We start from the raw sequence: 1,799 nt of genomic DNA on the forward strand, positions 1-1,799 counted from the left end.
TTAAAGCCATAAATCAGGCAGATTAAGATAAAAAATAGCAACGTAAACCGTTGTGCGGGTAGCGCAGGCGTCCGGAAGTAAGACGGGTGCCGGTGCTTCCTGAAAGTACAAAGGCGGATTTCCTCATATACACTCGTGTGGTGTATCGGTCGAACAACAACGCGAACGCGTTAGGCGGTGTTTCGTATGCGAACGCGAATAACGATTCATCGAACACGAATGCGAACATCGGCGTTCGGCTTGCAAACAATTAGGATAAAGAAAAAGCGCATAAGCCTTAAAGATTGGCGTACAACAGTGGGGACGTGTCCCCGGCGTGGAGCCAAGAGGAATGAGCCTCGCCAACAGCAGCCGTTTACGGCTGGAAAGGGGAAAAATAAAGCGCAGGGCAATGGGGTTTGGTAGGAATTTTTTTCGAAGAAGCCCGGCCCGGGGAATTGAAGGCTAATTTAATTATCATGTGGAGAGAAGATAATATTATAGAAGAGATTGTCGAGGACTCCAATATAGAGGACGCCATAAAAACGGTATTGCGCAAAAGAAGACGAAAGCGCAGCTTTGCCGGGCGTAGAATACTGGCGGATGTCCCGAAGGCAGTAGAGAGGATCAGGCAGCGGATCAGGAGTGGGCGGTTCAAGCTCGGAGGATATCGGGAAATGACCGTAGACGACGGGCCGAAGGTAAGGACCGTACAATCGGTTTCCCTGGAGGACAGGATCGTTCTTAACGCTGTTATGAATGTGGTGGACCGGCATTTGAAAGTACGTTTTATCCGGACTACTTCCGCATCCATTAAAAACAGGGGAACGCATGACCTTTTACAGTATATCGTTAAAGATATAAAGGATGATCCCGAAGGAACCCTGTTCGGGTACCAGTTCGATATAACGAAATTCTATGAAAGCGTAGACCAGGACATTTTGCTGGATGCAGTGAAAAAGATGTTCAAGGATAAAATATTAATCGGAATCCTGGAAGAGTGCATCCGCATGATGCCTAAAGGCGTAAGTATCGGGCTAAGATCATCACAGGGGCTTTGTAATTTGCTTCTATCCATTTACCTGGATCACCGGTTAAAGGATCAGGAGGCAGTAGCACACTATTACCGGTATTGTGACGACGGTCTGGTGCTTTCCGGTAGTAAGAAATACCTTTGGAAGGTTAGGGATATCATTCATGAACAGGCCCGTAAAGCCCGCCTGGAGATTAAAAGCAATGATACCGTTTTCCCGATCACCGAAGGTATCGACTTCCTGGGATATGTAACCCGCCCGGATCATGTACGGTTAAGGAAGCGTAACAAACAAAAGTTCGCCCGCAAGATGCACAAGGTTAAAAGCAAGAAACGCAGGCAGGAGCTGACCGCCTCATTTTACGGGCTTACAAAACATGCCGATTGCAAGAACTTATTTTATAAACTAACAGGAAAGAAAATGAAAAAATTAAAAGATCTGGGCTACAAGTACAAGCCTAAAGACGGACGGAAACGATTTACCGGGGCAAGGATCAAGTCGCCCGAACTGATGAACAAGGATGTGATCGTACTTGATTATGAAAAGGATGTTCCGACGAAAAACGGAAACCGGACTGTTATAAAGCTGGAACTCGACAGCAAGGAGAGAAAGTATTTTACCAGCCTGGAGGAAACACTTTTCATTTGTGAATCAGCGGCAAGAGACGGAGAACTGCCTTTTGAAGCACATTGCGAAGGTGAAGTAAGTGAAAAAGGATTGATAATTATACATTTTACTTGAAATGATACGAATTTATGCAGACAGCAAGGCGGAACCGGTAAGATG

At 46.0% G+C, this 1,799-nt stretch carries 1 protein-coding gene; it reads left to right on the top strand.

The window, feature by feature from the left end; translation table 11 throughout:
- The first annotated feature begins 458 nt into the window (after positions 1–458).
- The gene (locus tag AB5935_RS25085) at positions 459–1,754 is read left to right on the top strand and encodes a reverse transcriptase domain-containing protein (protein WP_368327765.1); all 1,296 of its coding nucleotides are present in this window, start codon (positions 459–461) and stop codon (positions 1,752–1,754) included.
- Positions 1,755–1,799: the final 45 nt, after the last annotated feature.

The sequence above is a fragment of the Phocaeicola sp. RTP21198st1_B8_RTP21198_201120 genome (assembly GCF_040929485.1).
Taxonomy (GTDB): Bacteria; Bacteroidota; Bacteroidia; order Bacteroidales; family Bacteroidaceae; genus Phocaeicola; species Phocaeicola dorei.